At 41.3% G+C, this 341-nt stretch carries 1 protein-coding gene; it reads left to right on the top strand.

Going from position 1 to position 341, the window contains the following annotated elements:
• Positions 1 to 341: DEAD/DEAH box helicase family protein (locus tag BN338_RS09405; RefSeq protein ID WP_039761534.1), on the top strand; the 341-nt coding region annotated here is incomplete at both ends.

Consider the following 341-nt stretch of genomic DNA (forward strand, 5'->3'; position numbering starts at 1 on the left):
AGATTTAAATACCGCCTTCTGATTGATAGCACGGAAAAAGACTTAAGCGAAAATGCCCATACCATGATTGAAGGGCAAGCGGTTCCGGTTTATCGAATTAATCTCTTTGATATGGACAATAGTCAAATCGATTGGGGCATCTTTGATAAGACAGGCAACATTGTTCTTTACGAGCAAACAAAGAAAAAGCTTTTAGATCATCAGAAAGAAGCACTCAAAGCGGTTTGTGAAGGTTTACAAGAAGCAGATCGTGGCAAGCTGATCATGGCTTGTGGAACGGGCAAGACTTTCACCAGTTTGAAGATAGCAGAACACATAGCAGGAACAGGCAAGCGTGTATT

Source organism: Bartonella queenslandensis AUST/NH15, assembly GCF_000312585.1.
Lineage (GTDB): Bacteria > Pseudomonadota > Alphaproteobacteria > Rhizobiales > Rhizobiaceae > Bartonella > Bartonella queenslandensis_A.